Here is a 16,740-nt window from a genome sequence, read left to right as displayed (position 1 = left end):
CGTGAAATTCTTGGTGCGGCCCGGTGAATTGCTCAGGAGAAACTGCCATGCAACGCCGCCATTTCTTGCAAACCGCCACCGCCGCCGCGCTGGCCACACCGATGACCCGCCTGTGGGCCGCGCCCGCCGCACAGGGGCAGCCCAAGTTCGTGCTGGTGTTCCTGCGCGGCGCGTATGACGCCACCAATCTGCTCGTGCCCCATGCCAACGGCTTCTATTACGAGTCGCGCCCGCATATCGCCGTTCCCCGGCCGGGCGAGGGCGCCGACGCGTCCATCGCGCTGAATGCCGACTGGGCGCTGCATCCGGCGCTGCGCGAATCCCTGCTGCCGCTGTGGCAGGCCGGGCAACTGGCTTTCGTGCCCTTTGCCGGCACGCGCGACCTGACCCGCAGCCACTTCGAAACGCAAGATCACATCGAACTCGGCCAGGGCCCGCAGACGCACGACTTCAACGACGGTTTTCTCAACCGTCTGGTGCAGCAGATCGGCGCGCGCGCTCAGCCCATGGCCTTTACCGCGCAGCTGCCGCTGTCGCTGCGCGGCACCCAGCGCGTGCCCAATCTCGCCATCGCCCAAGCCGGGCACACCGGCATAGACGACCGCCAGCGCGCGCTGATCGAAAGCATGTGGAACGGCTCGTCGCAGGGCGCGGCGGTACGTGAAGGCTTCGCCGTGCACCAGACCGTCGCCGACGATATGCAGGCCTCCGGCTGGCAGGCCGAGATGGTCGCCGCCAGCCGCGGCGCGGTCGCGCCCAAGGGCTTCGTCGCGGAAGCCGTGCGCATCGGCGGATTGATGCGCGACAGCTTCAACGTCGGCTTCATCGACGTGGGCGGCTGGGACACGCATGTCAACGAAGCCACCGACAACGGCGCAAAAGGCCAGCTTGCCGACAAACTCGCCGCGCTCGGCCAGGGGCTGGCCGGCATGGCGCAGGCACTGGGCCCCGACTGGCAGCAGACCACCGTGGTCGTACTCAGCGAGTTTGGCCGCACCTTCCGCGAAAACGGCAATCGCGGCACCGATCACGGCCACGGCACGGTGTACTGGGTGTTGGGCGGCGCAGTGCGGGGTGGGCGCATCGCGGGTGAGCAGATCGTGCAATCGCCCTCTACCCTCAACCAGAACCGCGACGACCCGGTGCTGACCGACTACCGCGACCTGCTCGGCGGCCTGTTCCAGCGGCAGTGGGGGCTCAGGCCATCGCAAATTCAGACCATTTTTCCGGGGGCACGGCCAGTCGATCTGCGGCTGGTGTGAGGCGAGCGCGTCGCCCAAAAAGAAAAGCCCGCACTGCGGGCTTTTCTGCGACACGGGTTCTGGCGCGATCAGCCGAAGTTCTTTTCGGCGAAGTCCCAGTTGGCCAGGTGGTCGAGGAAGGTGGTGACAAAGTCGGGGCGGCGGTTGCGGAAGTCGATGTAGTAGGCATGTTCCCATACGTCGATGGTCAGCAGGGGCTTGTCGGCGGTGGTCAGCGGGGTCTGACCGTTGGCCGTGTTGACAATGTCCACGCTGCCGTCGGCCTTTTTCACCAGCCAGGTCCAGCCCGAGCCGAAGTTGCCGACGGCGGATTTGTGAAAGGCTTCCTTGAACGCGGCGTAGCTGCCCCATTTGGCGTTGATGGCCGCAGCCAGCGCGCCCTTGGGTTCACCGCCGCCGCCCGCTTTCAGACAGTTCCAGAAGAAGGTGTGGTTCCACACCTGCGCGCTGTTGTTGAACAGGCCGCCGCTGGATTTTTTGATGATGTCTTCCAGCGACATGTTCTCGAACTCGGTGCCCTTGATCAGGTTGTTGGTGTTATTGACATAAGCCTGATGGTGCTTGCCGTGGTGGTATTCCAGCGTTTCGCGCGACATATGCGGCGCGAGCGCGTCGGGGGCAAAGGGCAGGGGGGGGAGTTCGTGTTGCATGGGCTTCTCCTTGAGTGAGTGGCGGTTGCATAAATCAAACCAAGGCCATTCTAGGAACAGCCGTTTGACTTTGCTCACTCAAGGAAACGCAGGGCCGCCCCAAGTTTCTTTGTCCACCTCGCAGCTTGCAAGCTGCTCGGATTCGGCTCAGTCCAAGCCGCCGCAGGGCAGCTTGGAGCCGCGGGCCTCATCCCCGCGGGGGGCGGGTCGGCGAGCCGACCCTGGGGGCGCTCAATTCGGCGGGATGTCCGCTTCGAGAGGATGGGGCTGCGCGTCGATGCGGCCGATGTCGATCCGCACTGCGCGTTGCGCGTCGGCCAGCAGCAGGGGCTGCTGTGGCGCGAGTTGCGTGAGGTCGCGCAGCACTTGGCCGTTCATGTTCATGCCCAGCAGGTAGCCGCGCGCGAGGGTGGCGCGCGGGCTGAGGAGTTGCAGATGCTGCGCAGCGCGGTCGAGCCGGAGTTGGGCGTTTGAGATCTGGCGCGACAGCGTTTCTGGCAGGCTGCGCTCGTATCGGTTCAGGCGCTCGCGCTCCCGCGGCGCGCGCTGGCGCAGCGCATGGGCCAGGCGGTGCTGTAAGAGTTGCAGCCGTTGCGCGTGCAGCCTCGGCAGGTCGTTCAAGGCCTGCTGCAGTCGCCACTGCAACTGCGCGAGGTGGCGCTGCGGTGCGGCCAGCAGCGCGGCGGGTTGCGGCCAGCGCAGGGCGAGGCGGTCGCAGCGCTGCTGTTCGCGCTGCAGATGGCGGCTGAGTGCAGTGCTGGCGCGGTGCGCGGTATGGGTGAGCGCGTCGAGCAAAGCGGCCTGGGCGGGCACGCCGAGTTCGGCGGCGGCGGTGGGGGTGGGCGCACGCAGATCGGCGACGAAATCGGCCAGGGTGAAGTCGGTCTCGTGGCCCACGCCGCTGATCACCGGTAGGGTGCTGGCGGCAATCGCCCGGGTCAGCGCCTCGTCGTTGAAGGCCCAGAGGTCGTCGAGACTGCCGCCGCCGCGTACCAGCAGGATGAGATCGACTTCGCGCCGCGCCTGTGCGCGCTGCAGGGCGGCGAGCAGCTCGCCGGGCGCCGCGGCCCCCTGCACGCTGGCGGGATAGACCACGACGCGCACATGGGGGCTGCGCCGCCGCAGGGTGGTGAGCACGTCGCGCAGGGCTGCGGCCTGTAGCGAGGTGATCACGCCGACGGCTTGCGGCAGGGCCGGGAGCGGGCGTTTGCGCTCGGGGTCGAACAGGCCCTCGATCTGCAGTTTGGCCTTCAGGCGCAAAAACGCTTCGAGCAGCGCACCCTCGCCGTCGGGCTGCACGCTCTCAACAATGAGTTGCAGGTCGCCGCGGGGTTCGTAAATCGCCACGGTGGCGCGCAGCCGCACGCTCATGCCGTCGCGCAGCGCGGTGGCGGCAGAGCCTGCGCGCTGGCGGAACCAGACGCAGCGCAGTTGCGCCGTGCCGTCCTTGAGGTTGAAGTACTGGTGGCCGCTTGCGGCCCGAACCAGGCCCGAGATTTCGCCACGCACGCTCAGGCTGTTGAAGCGGGCGTTGAGGGCGTCCGAGAAGGCCTGAACCAGAGCAGAAACTGTCCACACCAGGACGCCGTTAGTTGAAGTTTTCAAGGTGGATATCGAGTCGCCAGGTGCGAAACGTCAAGAGGATGTGCACACTTTGCCTGCAGATGCTTTCGCCGCCAGAATGCGCCCGAAGGTAACGTGCTTGCATGCCAAGTTATTGAAAAACAATGAGAAGTTATTGATTAAAAAAGCGTCACATTAAGCCGGGCGCTTGATTTTGCGCGATTTGGCGCTGCCGTTCAGCGCTTTCCCACAGAGTTGTCCACAGAAAGGTGGGATAACTTTCGAAGCCCGCGATTTTGACTCTTGACCGGCGCCCGCTGTTTCATTGTCCGCCACTTCTCTGACCCGGCATAATGCGGCGCTGAAGGCTCGTGCGTGGCGGGTTGGGCACGCACGGCGACTGATTTTGCAGCGCAAAGACGCAAAGGAAAAAGACCCATGTTGCAGATGGTGGAAGCCGCAGGCTGGCCGATCTGGCCGTTGATTCTGTGCTCGATTGTGGCCCTCGCGGTGATTTTCGAACGGCTGGCCTCGCTGCGTCGCGCTCGCATTCTGCCGACCAAATTGCTGGACGAGGCGCTGAATGTGTCGGCCAAGCAACTGCCGGCGGCGGATGTGATCGACAAGCTCGAACAGAATTCGCCGCTGGGCGCCGTGCTGGCCAGCGGGTTCCGCTCGGTGGCGCGGCCGCATGCCAGCGCGGCGGGGCTGCAGGAAGACTTGGAAAACGCCGGGAGGAATCAGGTCTATCGGCTGCAGAAGTATCTCAACGCGCTGGCCACCGTGGCCTCTGCGGCGCCTTTGCTCGGTCTGCTGGGTACGGTGGTGGGCATGATCGAGATTTTCGGCTCGCAGTCCACCGCCGGAACCGATCCGACGGTGCTGGCGCATGGCATTTCGGTGGCGCTTTACAACACGGCGCTTGGGCTGATCGTGGCGGTGCCCTCGCTGATTTTTTACCGTTACTTCCGCAGCCGCGTGGACGACTACACGGTCGAACTCGAGCAGGCCGCGCGGCGTCTGGCCACGCATCTGCAAAGCTATCTGCCGCGCCGCTGAAATGAACCGCGCCTCCGACCTGCGCCGCTTGCCATGAATTTCAAACGACAGACCACGGAAGACCCCGAGGTCAACCTCATTCCGCTGATCGATGTACTGCTGGTCATCCTGATTTTTCTGATGATCAGCACCACCTATTCCAAGTTCACCGAGCTGAAGATCACCCTGCCCACGGCCGACGCCGAGAAGCTGCAGAACCATCCTCAGGAAATCATCGTGGCCGTGAGCAGCGGCGGCGAGTATGCGGTGAACAAGCAGTTGCTCCCCAGCCGCACGGTGAGTGCGCTGACCCAGTCGCTGCTCGACGCCTCCAAAGGCAAGGCCGACACCATGGTGGTGATCAGCGCCGACGCCCAGGCCACGCAGCAATCGGTGGTGAATGTGATGGAGGCCGCGCGCGCCGCAGGCTTGAGCCGCCTGACCTTCGCCACGCAGAAGTCTCCCGGTTCCTGATGGCGCAACCCGCTGGGCCGAGCGGCTGGCCGGACTGGTGGCTGCGCCGCAGCCTGCTGAGTTGGGCGCTGTTGCCGCTTGCCGGAGTGTTCGCGCTGCTGAGCGCCGGGCGCCGCAGCCTGTATCGCGCGGGTGTGCTGCGTGCTGAACGCGTGGGCGTGCCGGTGGTCGTGGTGGGCAACCTCACCGTGGGCGGCGCGGGCAAGACGCCGCTGATCGCCGAGCTGGCGCGCGGCTTGCTGCAGGCGGGCTGGCGGCCAGGGATCGTTTCTCGAGGGTATGGCCGCCGCTCAGCCGACGACGCTCCATTGCGGGTGGACGCGCAGAGCGATCCGGCGGAGTGTGGCGACGAGCCCGTGCTGCTGGCCCGGTTGACGGGCTGCCCGGTGATGGTCGGACGGCGGCGCGCGCAGGCCGCGCTCGCCCTGCGGGCCGCCTGGCCCGATGTGGATGTGATTCTGAGCGACGACGGCCTGCAGCATCTGGCGCTGGCTCGCGATATCGAACTGGTGGTGGTCGATCAGCGACTTTGGGGCAATGGCTGGCTGCTGCCTGCCGGGCCGCTGCGCGAATCGCCCGGCAGACGGCGCGACGCCACCCTCGGCCCCGAGGCGGCGCTGCAGCAGGTGTCCGGCGGGGGGCGGCACTTCGCCCTGGTGCGCAGTCTGGGCGACATCACGCATCTGGTTAGTGGGCAAACGCTCAGCGCTGCGCAGTTCGTGCAGCGTTTTGGTGCAAAACCGCTGGGTGCGGTAGCCGGAATCGGCCATCCGGGGCAGTTTTTTGCCATGCTGCAAGCTCTCGGGCTGACGGTGCAGACCCGGGCGCTGGGTGACCATCAGCCTCTGAGCACCCCCAGGGCTGGGCCGTGCCCAGCCCGCCCCCCGTGGGGGTCAAGGAAACTTGGGGCGGCCCGGCGTTTCCTTGAGAGCGCCGACGTACTGGCCGGTCTGCCGCCAGACGGCCCCATTCTGCTGACGGAAAAGGACGCCATAAAATCGGCCCATCTGCCGCCTGTTTTGCGCGAGCGCCTCTGGGTTGTCGGCCTGCGGCTGCAACTGCCCGCCGACTTGCTGCCCTGGTTGCACCAACAATTGGAGAAAGTCCGTGGACTCCCGACTTCTTGACCTGCTCGTCTGCCCCATCTGCAAAGGGTCGCTGCAATTCGACGCCGCCGCGCAGGAGCTGATCTGCCCGCGCGACAAGCTGGCTTACCCGGTGCGCGACGACATTCCGCTGATGCTGGTCGATCTCGCCCGCGACATGACCCTGTCTGCCGACGCAACGCCGAGCCCGTCCCACGCCGCCACTGCCGAACCGGCGGCCTGAGCATGGCGGCTGCGTTCTGGGTGCTCATACCGGCCCGCCTGGCTTCCACGCGCCTGCCCAACAAGCCCCTGGCGGACATTGCCGGGGCGCCGATGGTGGTGCGCGTGGCGCAGCGCGTGGCGCATAGCGGCGCGCAGGAAGTGGTGGTGGCCTGTGACAGTCCGTTGATTGCGCAGGCCTGTGCGGCGCACGGCGTTCGCGCCGTTCTCACCCGCGAAGATCACGCCAGCGGCACCGACCGGCTGGCCGAGGCCGCCGAGTCGCTGGGTCTGCCCGAAGACGCCATCTTGGTCAATGTGCAGGGCGACGAGCCGCTGATCGACCCCAAGTTGCCCGCGGCATGCGCGGCCTTGCTGCAGCGCACTCCGCAAATCCCGATGGCCACCTGCGCGCATGCCATCACCGAAGCGGCCGAGATTTTTAACCCGAATGTGGTGAAAGTCGTGCTCGATGCGCAGGGCAGGGCCCTGTATTTTTCGCGCGCGCCGATTCCGTGGCAGCGCGACGCCTACACGGCGGGTTCAGGCGGCTGGGCGATGCCGGGGCAGCCCCCGCATCCGGTATATCGTCACATCGGGCTGTACGCTTATCGCCACCGTTTTCTGCGCGATTACGCCAAGTTGGCACCGGCGCCGCTGGAACAGGCCGAAGGGCTGGAGCAATTGCGCGTACTCTGGCACGGGCACTCCATTGCGGTGCATGTGACCGAACAGGCGCCCGGCCCCGGGGTCGACACGCTGGCCGACCTGGAGCGCGTGCGGGCGATGTGGCTTGAGCGCTGAACAGGACGCCGAGTCAGCGTCGTGGCAGAGCGGTCTGCTATTCTGAAATGTGCGTTTTTACGATTGAGAGACCTTCATGCGATTGATACTTTTGGGTGCACCGGGCGCGGGCAAGGGCACGCAAGCCGCCTTCATCACCGAGCGCCTCGGCATCCCTCAGATTTCCACCGGAGACATGCTGCGCGCCGCGGTGAAGGCCGGTACGCCGCTGGGCCAGCAGGCACAGAAAATCATGGAGGCGGGCGCCTTGGTACCCGACGAAATCATGTTGGGCGTAGTGCGCGAGCGCCTGTCGGCGCCCGACTGCGCCAAGGGTTTTCTGCTCGACGGCTTTCCGCGCACCATCGCCCAGGCCGAAGGTCTGGAGAAAGCGGGAATTGGCATCGACGTAGTCCTTGAATTCGACGTGCCCGACGCCGACATCATCGAGCGCTTGAGCGGACGCCGGGTGCATCCGGCCTCAGGACGTACCTATCACCTGGCTTTCAATCCCCCCAAGACGGCCGGTGTGGACGACCTCACCGGCGAGCCGCTGGTGCAGCGCGCCGACGATCAGGAAGACACCGTGCGCAAACGCCTGGACGTGTATCACGCCCAGACCCTGCCGCTGGTGAAGTTCTACGCCGAGCGCATGGCGCAGCCCGGCGCGCCGCGTCTGGTCACCATCTCCGGGGTCGGGCCGGTGGCCGAAGTGCAGCAGCGCATCTTCGCCGCATTGCAGGGCTGAACGGACGGAGCACCCTATGCAACTCTCTGGTCACAGTGCGATCATCAGCGGCGGCGCATCAGGTTTGGGCCGCGCTACCGCCGCCTTGCTCGCGTCACGGGGCATGCGGGTGGTCATCGCCGATCTGCAAGAAGACGCCGGGCGAGCAACCGCAGCAGACATCGGCTGCCAGTTCATGCGCTGCGATGTGACGCAGGCAAGCGACGTGGAAGCGGCGGTGCAAGCGGCCAACTCGCTGGCCTCGCTGCGGGTGGCGGTGAGCTGCGCCGGCATCGCCCCGGCTGCGCGCACGCTGGGCAAGCAAGGCCCCCATGCCCTGGAGCTTTTCCAGCGGGTGATCAACATCAATCTGGTTGGCAGCTTCAACCTCGCCCGCCTTGCCGCCGCCGCGATGGCGCAGCAGCCGCCGCTGGATGACGGCGAGCGCGGCGTGATCGTCAACACCGCCTCGGTGGCGGCGTTCGACGGGCAGATCGGGCAAGTAGCCTACGCCGCGTCCAAGGCCGGCATCGCCGGCATGACTCTGCCGCTGGCGCGCGATCTCTCGCGGGACGGTATCCGCGTCATGACCATCGCGCCCGGCATTTTCGAGACGCCGATGCTCATGGGCATGCCTGCCGAGGTGCAGGCGGCGCTGGGACAGATGGTGCCGTTTCCGCAGCGTCTGGGACGGCCCGAGGAATACGCGGCCCTGGTCGAATCCATCCTCACCAACCGCATGCTCAATGGCGAAGTCATCCGGCTCGATGGCGCCATTCGCATGCAGCCCAAGTAGTCTCGCCCGATCCAGCCGTTTCGCGGCCGCCGCCCCAGCCGCCACGATGACGACGACCGATCCATGCAGCAACGCATTCCGCCCGGTTTCATTCAGGATCTGCTCGCCCGCGCCGACATCGTCGAAGTCGTTGGCCAGTATGTCGAGCTGAAAAAGACCGGTACCAACTACAAGGGCCTGTGCCCCTTCCACGGCGAGAAGACGCCCTCGTTCACCGTGAGTGCGAGCAAGCAGTTCTATCACTGCTTCGGTTGCGGCGCGCATGGCACGGCTATCGGCTTCCTGATGGAGCACGCGGGCATGGGCTTTGTCGATGCGGTCAAGGAGTTGGCCGGGCGCTACGGCATGACCGTGCCCGAGCCCGACCTCGACCCGCAGCAACTTCGCCAGATCCAACAGCAGCGCAGTCTGCAGGCCACGCTCGTCGACGCCCTGCAGACGGCTGACGGCTTTTATCAGCACCGCCTGCGGCATAGCGAACGGGCGAAGAACTACCTCATCGCCCGTGGCTTGCAAGGCCAGGTCGCCAAAAAATTTGGCCTGGGCTACGCCCCGGACGATTGGCAGCCTTTGGCCGGCGCGTTCGCGAATTACAACGCCGATGCCCTGGTGCAGTCCGGCCTGGTGGTGGCCCGCGACGCGGCCGGCGACACCCTCGATCCGCAAGCCGAGTCGTTTGCCTCGGCGCAGCGTCGATACGACCGGCTGCGCGACCGAATCACCTTTCCGATTCGCAATCTGCGCGGCGAAGTCATCGGCTTTGGCGGACGCATCATCGACCAGGGTGAACCGAAATACCTCAACTCGCCGGAAACCGCGGTGTTCCACAAAGGCGAGGAGCTGTACGGCCTGTTCGAAGCCCGCAGCGCCATTTCGCGCGCGGGTTATGCGCTGGTGGTCGAAGGCTATATGGACGTCGTGGCGCTCGCCCAATTCGGGGTGGAACAGGCCGTGGCCACGCTGGGTACCGCCTGTACGGCACAGCAACTGCAAAAGCTGTTTCGGCATACCGGCCAGGTGGTGTTCAGCTTCGACGGCGATACCGCGGGCCGCCGCGCCGCGCGCCGGGCGATGGAGCAGGCCCTGCCTCTGCTCAGCGATACGCGGGTGGTGAAGTTCCTGTTCCTGCCCGCCGAGCACGATCCGGATTCTTATGTGCGCGAAAAAGGCGCGGAAGCCTTCGAGCGCGAGATCGGCCGTGCCCAGCCCTTGTCGGAATTTCTGTTTTCCAGCCTGTTCGATGGCGTGGCGATGACCACCGCCGAGGGGCGCGCGCAGGCCATCCACGAGGCCGGGCCGTTGTTGTCGCAAATCACGGCGCCTGCTTTGCTCGGTCAGTTGGTGGCCGATCTGGCACGCCGCCTGGAGATGCCCGCCACCGAGTTGCGCGAGGTGCTTCGCCTGTCTTCGCCCTCGCGCAAGCCATCCGCTCCGGCGGAGTCGTTCGGCACGCGTGGCATGAAGACGGCGCCGCGCGTACGCGGCGGTCGCGAGGCGCTGCGGGCCTTTGCCGCGGTGCCGAAAGATCCCCTGCGGCAATTGCTTCCTTTGCTGCTGTCGCAGCCCGAGTTGTGGTGGAGCATCAACCCGGCGCAGCATGCGCTGCTCTCGCTGGAGCCCGGGCCGCTGCAGGGGCTGGTGCTGACGCTCGAATCCATTCTGGAAGATCAGCCCGAACTGTCTGCCGCAGCGCTATGGGAAGCCTTGCGCGCGGCCGGGCACGCGCCTGAGGAGGTGCTGGCCGAGTCGCCAGACCCGCTGGAACTGGACGAAGCCGCAGCCAAACAGGATTTGCTGGCCATTCTGTCGCGCCTGGAGCGCGCCGCGCTGAAAAGACGGCAGGACGAACTGGTTGCCGGTGGCTTGGTGGCAGACGCCGACCGGACGGAATACCGCAGTCTGGCGCTACGACTCAAAGAGATCGACCAAGCGCCGCGAGGTTGACGGTTTTGGCGCACAGGCAGACAATGCTCGGTTTTTTGTAAAATCCACCTCTTCGGGGTGAATATCTGCCAAAACAGACTACCGGGCATAAGTTCAGGGGCGCAGGTTCAGGGGCATAAGTTCAGGGGCATGGGTTCGGCAGCAAGGCATAAGCGCCGTGGGGGCGCGGTCATCAAGGAAAACCCAATCGAACCGAGGCTACGAATTTGGGTCGAAGCGATGCGGGTCAAAGCGATTAAACCTTCTTGGAGCTGCCAAGACGTTTGCTGATTCGGCTCGGTATCGCCCTTGCCGTGCGGGCTTGGTGCGAAATGGCCGTTTCGCTCGGGCTCTTTGAATTTTGGCGATTCACCCTACATACTGTCAGCAATCCCCCTTCTATATTTCCTTCCGAACCAACGGTCGGTTGAGGTCCACCATGACAAAAGCATCATCCAAAACGCAGACTCCCACTCCGCGGGGCGCATCCCGCAAAGAGACCTCAGTCGTCGAGGTGAGTCCCGCCGAGGTGCGTCCCGTTGTGGACGCACCGCGTGGCAAGGTCCATCGTGTGGCGGCAAAAGAAGGGGGTGCTGTGGAGGTCAATGCGGTCAAGGCAGCGACCAAGTCGGCCGCATCGGTTACTAGCCCAGCGCCCAAGCGGGGTCGTCCGCCCAAGGCGGGCGTTGTGACGGCCGAGGCCGATACGTCTGCCGCGCGCCGTGGCCGCAAGAGCAAGTTGGAAGAGCCGACCGATGATTTGTCGGATGACCTGAGTGAAGAGGTCGAAGCAGTCGATGTCGCTGCCGAAGTCGCCGAAGTCGAGGTGGTGGAAGAAGTGGCCGCTGCGCCCGTGCCCAAAACACGCAAGGCTTCGCGCGCTCGTGAGAAGCAACTGCTCAAGGAGTTCGGCTATGACGACTCCAACATCACCGACGAAGAGTTGGGCCGTCGGCGCGCTCGACTCAAGAGCCTGATCAAAATGGGCAAGACCCGCGGGTTCCTGACCTACGGGGAAATCAACGATCACATTCCGGACAATCTGGCCGATCCCGAGTTGATGGAAACCATTGTTTCCATGCTCAACGACGTGGGCATCGCGGTGTACGAAACCACGCCTGATGCGCAAACCCTGCTGCTCAACCAGCACGGCCCGACCGCGTCGAGCGAAGAAGAAGCGGAGGAAGAGGCCGAAGCGGCGCTGTCCAACGTCGACTCTGAATTCGGCCGCACCACCGACCCGGTGCGCATGTATATGCGCGAAATGGGCACCGTCGAGCTGCTCACGCGCGAAGGCGAAATCGTTATCGCCAAGCGCATTGAAGACGGCCTGCGCCAGATGATGCTGGCCATTTCGGCTTCGCCCTCGACTGTGGCCGAGATTCTGGCCATGGCCGCGCGTATTCATCACGGCGAATTGCCGGTCGACGAAGTGGTGGACGGCATGGTGTCGGACGACGAATCCGACGACTACGTGGCCGAAGAAGACGTCGACTACTCGCTCGACGAGAGCGGTGAAGAAGACGAGGACGGCGGCGCCGGCGCCACCTCCATGAAGCTCGAAGAACTCAAAGGCAAGGCCTTGGAAGCCTTTGCCGACGTGCACGACGCCTTCATGAAAATGCGCCGCGCCTACGACAAGGACGGCTACCGTTCTGCCAGCTATTTGAAGGCGCAGGAGGCGATTTCCGCTGCGCTGATGGAAGTGCGCTTCACCGCGCGGACCGTCGAGAAGCTCTGCAATCTGCTGCGTGCCCAGGTGGACGAAGTGCGGCGCTACGAGCGTGAGATCCGGCGCTATGCGGTGGATCGCTGCGGTATGCCGCAGGAGGAGTTCATCAAGTCCTTCCCCGGTCATCAGCTCGATCTGAAGTGGGTGGACAAGCATGTGGCTTCTGGCAAGCCATATTCCGTCATCCTCAGCCGCAATGTGCCGGCCATCAAGGAGCTGCAGCAAAAGCTCATCGACATCCAGACCCGGGTGGTAGTGCCGCTCGACGACCTCAAGGAAATCAACACCCAGATGAGCCTGGGCGAGCAGGCTGCGCGTGAAGCCAAGCGCGAAATGATCGAGGCCAACCTCCGTCTGGTCATCTCCATCGCGAAAAAGTACACCAATCGCGGCCTGCAGTTCCTCGACCTGATTCAGGAGGGCAACGTCGGCCTGATGAAGGCGGTGGACAAATTCGAATACCGCCGCGGCTACAAATTCTCGACCTACGCCACCTGGTGGATCCGTCAGGCCATTACCCGCTCGATTGCCGATCAGGCGCGCACCATCCGGATTCCGGTGCACATGATCGAGACCATCAACAAGGTCAACCGCATTTCGCGCCAACATCTGCAGGAGACGGGCACCGAGCCCGACGCCGCCGTGCTGGCCGAGAAGATGGAAATGCCCGAGGACAAGGTGCGCAAGATCCTCAAGATTGCGCGCGAGCCGATTTCCATGGAAACGCCCATCGGCGACGATGACGATTCACACCTGGGCGATTTCATCGAAGACTCGGGCACGCTGGCGCCGACCGAAGCGGCCATGCAGGCAGGTTTGCGCGACGTGGTCAAGGAGATTCTCGATTCGCTCACGCCGCGCGAAGCGAAGGTGCTGCGCATGCGCTTTGGCATCGAGATGGCCAACGACCACACGCTCGAAGAAGTGGGCAAACAGTTCGACGTCACCCGCGAGCGTATCCGCCAGATCGAGGCCAAGGCGCTGCGCAAGCTCAAGCACCCCACCCGCTCGGACAAGCTGCGCAGCTTCCTCGACACGCTTTGATCCGCACGCTCCTGCCCGCCACGCGGCGGACAGGAGCACACGCTAGACTTCGGGCATGACCAACGCGCGAAAAACGGCTGTCCGCACCATCGTGTTTGCCGATGTCGTCGGCAGCACGGCATTGTTCCAATCTCTTGGCAATACCGAAGCCACGGCGCTGGTCACTCAGGTCGTGTCGAACATGGCCCGCAGCTTCAAGGCGGCGGGCGGCGATGTGGTGAAAACGCTGGGGGACGGCATACTCGCCACCTTCGAGCACAACACCCCCGCGCTCAACGCCTGCATCGACATTCAGCGCACCTGCTCCACCTCAGGCGCGGTCGATGCCACGGGCGCCCGACAAAAACTACCTCTGAAAATCGGCATCGCTCGCGGCGTGGTCGTGCTGGCGCCGGGCGATTGTTTTGGCGATCCGGTCAATGCGGCCTCGCGCCTGTCCGACTCGGCCGGAACCGGCCAAATTCTCATCGGCGACGCCGTGATGGAAGCGCTGCCGCTGGAGTTGCTGGCCCGGCTGCGCAGTCTCGGCGCCATTTTTCTGCGCGGCTACGACGTGCCGGTTCCGGTGCATCAGGTCGATTGGGAGGCGCAGGTCGATATGGGCCAGACCATGCCGCAAGTGCCCTCGCGCATCGACTACAGCAGTCAGTTGCTCAATCTCGCCTGGCTCGATACCAGCGTGGACTATGCCGCCGATCAGATGCCCATCGTGATCGGGCGCACGAACGGTGCAGACTTTCCTGTCAACGATCTGCGGGTATCGCGCCAGCACGCGCGCATCGACTGGCGCGGCAGCTATTTCATGCTGACTGACCTCAGCAGCAACGGCACCTGGGTGCGCTACACGGGCAATGACACCACGCTCGCCCTGCGGCGCAACGAGTGCGTGCTGCATGGCCAGGGCGAAATCACCCTGGGCGCCAAGCCGTCCGACCCGACCGCGCCCACGGTGATGTTCCAGATCCATCCTCACTGAACTCAGGTTCTCATGCCCTTGTCCGACCCTACGGCGTATTCGCACGGTTCCGCACCGAAAACTGCCATCCTTCTCGTCAATCTGGGCACGCCCGATGCGCCGACCGCATCGGCCTTGCGTCGCTACCTCGGTGAGTTTCTCAGCGACCCTCGGGTGGTCGAAATTCCCAAGCCGGTTTGGTGGTTGATCCTCAACGGCATCATTTTGCCGATTCGTTCCTCCAAATCCGCGGCCAAGTACGCCTCGGTCTGGACCGAGCGCGGCTCGCCCCTGCAGTCGGGCACGGCCGACCTCACGCAAGCCGTTGCCGCCGAAATGGCTCGGCTGGGTCATCATGTGCAAGTGCGATATGCCATGCGCTACGGCAACCCGTCTGTGGCCAGTGTGCTCGACGAGATGGCCAAGCAAAACGTCACTCGCATCCTGCTGGTGCCGCTCTATCCGCAATATTGCGCGGCCACCACGGCCTCCACGCTGGACGCAGTGACGGCCTGGATGCGGCGTAGCCGGCGCATGCCCGAACTCCGGGTGCTCAATCACTTTCACGACGAGCCGCTTTACATCGAGGCCCTGGCGCGAAAAATCGAGGTGTACTGGCAGCAGCAGGGTCGGCCTGACAAATTTGTCATGAGCTTTCACGGCATGCCGGCGCGCACGCTCAAGCTGGGCGATCCTTACCACTGCGAGTGCCACAAGACCGGGCGCCTGCTCGCCGAGCGCCTGGGGTTGGCCGCTGCTGATTACGCGGTGACGTTTCAGTCGCGTTTTGGCAAGCAGGAGTGGTTGCAGCCCTACACCGAACCCACCTTGCGCCAACTCGCGAAAGAAGGTGTGGCTCGGGTCGATGTGACCTGCCCGGGCTTCAGCGTCGATTGCCTGGAACCGCTGGAAGAAATCGCCATGGAGGGCAAGGAAGCGTTTCTGTCCAGTGGCGGCAAGGTCTTTCATTACATCGACTGCCTGAACGCCGAGACGCACTGGGCGCAGGGTTTCAGCCGTCTGCTGACCTCTCATCTGCAGGGCTGGAATACAACCGTGCCCGCCGATCCTAAAGAACTCGCGCAAACTCGCGAACGGGCCAAGGCCCTGGGTGCGGAAAATCTGTGAGTTAAATCTGTGAGTTCACAGGGATGAATCGCGGGGCGTCGAGCGCGCCTCCCGCCAGAACTGCACCAGCAGCCCAACGCCGAGCCCGATCACACCTATCGCCAAGAGGTAGAGCACCAGTTCAGCCAGAGACATCTTCTCTCTCCTTCAAGAGCGCCCAAAGCGCACAAGTCTTGAAGAGTGAGTGCTCAACACGAGCAGACAGTTCCGTGGGATTGGGTGTGGGGTGTGTCGTGCGTGTGACCAAAGTTTTCTCCGCGCGGGCGGTTGCAGCGGCCTGCGCAATACGGCTCAGTAATCTTCGTCGGCGCTGGTGAGATACCACTGCGCCTGCTCAAGCGCCTGGGCTTGTTCGGGTGCCATGGTGCAGAACACATTGCGGGCATCACGCGCCAACATGCCCAACTGATGCAGCTTGCTCTGGATGTCGGCAGGGCCGAGCAATTCAAACGATACGCTACTGCGACCGTCGGCATAGGCGTCGCGAAACAGGGTGTCAAAGAGCAGATTCAAGCTCTCCGGATGTTCTGGGTGGCAGAGCAGATCGCGCACATGCAACACCTTGCCGACGACCTCACAGACGGCATAGCCGATGAGCCCGTCGTTTTGGGCGCTCAAGGTCAGGAAGCGGAATTTTCTCCAGGGCTTCGGTTCGAAACGCCAGGCCAGGTAACAGCGATCACGCACGCCGATGAGCAAGGCCGGGTCTTTCTGCGCGGCCCACAGCGCATCGAAGCGGGCATCGGGCTGGTCCATCCATTGAGCCCGTCGGCCACGAAAGTCGTGGGCGTACCGGGTTCTGCGCAGGGTATGCCGCCACCAGTCTGCGGTGCGCCCCACGGCGCGGCGCACCAAGTGGGGGATTTGCGCGGGCAGATAGTTGGCGCTGCGCAGCACGCGTACGTAGCGCACCATGCGCCCCGCCACCTTGTAGCCCAGGCGCTTGACCACGGGTTCCGACTTCGGGTTGGGAAAGCCGTAGATCAGCCCGCACTGCGGCAAAAAACGATCGCGCAGCGACGTTTGCAGCAGCATCGCCGGATACAGCGTGCGATGTTCCGCCGTCACGCCGAAGTCAGCCAGAAGTCCCGCGTTCAAGGCTTGGCCAGCCAAACGCATCTGCCGGGTTGCAAGGCCGATGACGCCCACGGCTGTTCCGTTTTCGGCCGGAGAATGGGCGAGCAACACCTGCGGCAAACCGGCCGGATTGCGCAGGTAGAACCAGTCGTATTTGTCCTGGCGACGCTCTGGGTGCCCGAGATTGGCCACCCAGAGCGACACGATGATGCTGCGATCGGTCTGCAGGTCGGCGGGCAACGCGGCGTAACTGGACGGTGCGGCGGTCATGGAGGAGCGCG

Annotated in this window: 15 protein-coding genes; 12 read left to right on the top strand and 3 right to left on the bottom strand. The window is 64.4% G+C overall.

Annotation, left to right across the window (positions count from 1 at the left end; genetic code table 11):
• The first annotated feature begins 47 nt into the window (after nt 1–47).
• Nucleotides 48–1,262, top strand: a complete 1,215-nt coding sequence (locus ABT24_RS03495; protein WP_276731572.1) for a DUF1501 domain-containing protein — start codon at nt 48–50, stop codon at nt 1,260–1,262.
• A 68-nt stretch (nt 1,263–1,330) separates the two neighbouring features.
• Here ABT24_RS03495 and ABT24_RS03490 read toward each other — a convergent pair whose 3' ends face one another.
• On the bottom strand, nt 1,331–1,912 hold the full coding sequence (locus ABT24_RS03490) for a superoxide dismutase (protein ID WP_013123300.1): 582 nt from the start codon (nt 1,910–1,912) through the stop codon (nt 1,331–1,333).
• 231 nt (nt 1,913–2,143) lie between these two features.
• Nucleotides 2,144–3,517, bottom strand: a complete 1,374-nt coding sequence (xseA, locus tag ABT24_RS03485) for an exodeoxyribonuclease VII large subunit (protein ID WP_276731567.1) — start codon at nt 3,515–3,517, stop codon at nt 2,144–2,146.
• 396 nt (nt 3,518–3,913) lie between these two features.
• On the opposite strand from xseA, the gene ABT24_RS03480 reads away from it, so the two are divergent.
• The 11 genes from ABT24_RS03480 (at nt 3,914) to hemH (ending at nt 15,382) form a co-directional block, all read left to right on the top strand.
• Complete coding sequence (locus tag ABT24_RS03480) at nt 3,914–4,534, top strand: MotA/TolQ/ExbB proton channel family protein (protein WP_013106061.1); 621 nt, start codon at nt 3,914–3,916, stop codon at nt 4,532–4,534.
• Between the two features lie 33 nt (nt 4,535–4,567).
• Nucleotides 4,568–4,987: an ExbD/TolR family protein gene (locus ABT24_RS03475; RefSeq protein WP_013106060.1), complete on the top strand. Its 420-nt coding sequence runs from the start codon at nt 4,568–4,570 to the stop codon at nt 4,985–4,987.
• Complete coding sequence (lpxK, locus tag ABT24_RS03470; RefSeq protein ID WP_276731564.1) at nt 4,987–6,114, top strand: tetraacyldisaccharide 4'-kinase; 1,128 nt, start codon at nt 4,987–4,989, stop codon at nt 6,112–6,114. The genes ABT24_RS03475 and lpxK overlap by 1 nt, the downstream gene beginning before the upstream one ends.
• Nucleotides 6,095–6,316: a Trm112 family protein gene (locus tag ABT24_RS03465; protein WP_276731560.1), complete on the top strand. Its 222-nt coding sequence runs from the start codon at nt 6,095–6,097 to the stop codon at nt 6,314–6,316. The genes lpxK and ABT24_RS03465 overlap by 20 nt, the downstream gene beginning before the upstream one ends.
• A 2-nt stretch (nt 6,317–6,318) precedes the next feature.
• Entirely contained in the window at nt 6,319–7,098 is a 780-nt protein-coding gene (gene kdsB / locus ABT24_RS03460) for a 3-deoxy-manno-octulosonate cytidylyltransferase (RefSeq protein WP_276731557.1), read from the top strand.
• A gap of 76 nt (nt 7,099–7,174) precedes the next feature.
• Nucleotides 7,175–7,825, top strand: coding sequence for an adenylate kinase (adk, locus tag ABT24_RS03455; protein WP_276731553.1), 651 nt, complete (start codon nt 7,175–7,177; stop codon nt 7,823–7,825).
• Between the two features lie 16 nt (nt 7,826–7,841).
• Entirely contained in the window at nt 7,842–8,600 is a 759-nt protein-coding gene (locus tag ABT24_RS03450) for an SDR family NAD(P)-dependent oxidoreductase (protein WP_276731549.1), read from the top strand.
• Between the two features lie 63 nt (nt 8,601–8,663).
• Nucleotides 8,664–10,544 carry a DNA primase gene (gene dnaG, locus ABT24_RS03445; RefSeq protein WP_276731546.1) on the top strand — a complete coding sequence of 627 codons (1,881 nt, stop codon included), beginning with the start codon at nt 8,664–8,666 and terminating at the stop codon, nt 10,542–10,544.
• Between the two features lie 418 nt (nt 10,545–10,962).
• Nucleotides 10,963–13,299, top strand: a complete 2,337-nt coding sequence (gene rpoD / locus ABT24_RS03440) for an RNA polymerase sigma factor RpoD (protein WP_276731542.1) — start codon at nt 10,963–10,965, stop codon at nt 13,297–13,299.
• 55 nt (nt 13,300–13,354) lie between these two features.
• Entirely contained in the window at nt 13,355–14,275 is a 921-nt protein-coding gene (locus ABT24_RS03435) for an adenylate/guanylate cyclase domain-containing protein (protein WP_013106052.1), read from the top strand.
• A 12-nt stretch (nt 14,276–14,287) separates the two neighbouring features.
• Nucleotides 14,288–15,382, top strand: coding sequence for a ferrochelatase (hemH, locus tag ABT24_RS03430; RefSeq protein ID WP_286737342.1), 1,095 nt, complete (start codon nt 14,288–14,290; stop codon nt 15,380–15,382).
• Between the two features lie 291 nt (nt 15,383–15,673).
• Here hemH and ABT24_RS03425 read toward each other — a convergent pair whose 3' ends face one another.
• Entirely contained in the window at nt 15,674–16,729 is a 1,056-nt protein-coding gene (locus ABT24_RS03425; protein WP_276731535.1) for a GNAT family protein, read from the bottom strand.
• Between the last annotated feature and the right edge of the window lie 11 nt (nt 16,730–16,740).

The sequence above is a fragment of the Thiomonas sp. SCN 64-16 genome (assembly GCF_001725585.1).
Lineage (GTDB): Bacteria > Pseudomonadota > Gammaproteobacteria > Burkholderiales > Burkholderiaceae_C > Thiomonas > Thiomonas arsenitoxydans.
The sequence above is the reverse complement of the archived record's forward strand: the minus strand, read 5'-3'. Positions and strand labels throughout refer to the sequence as shown.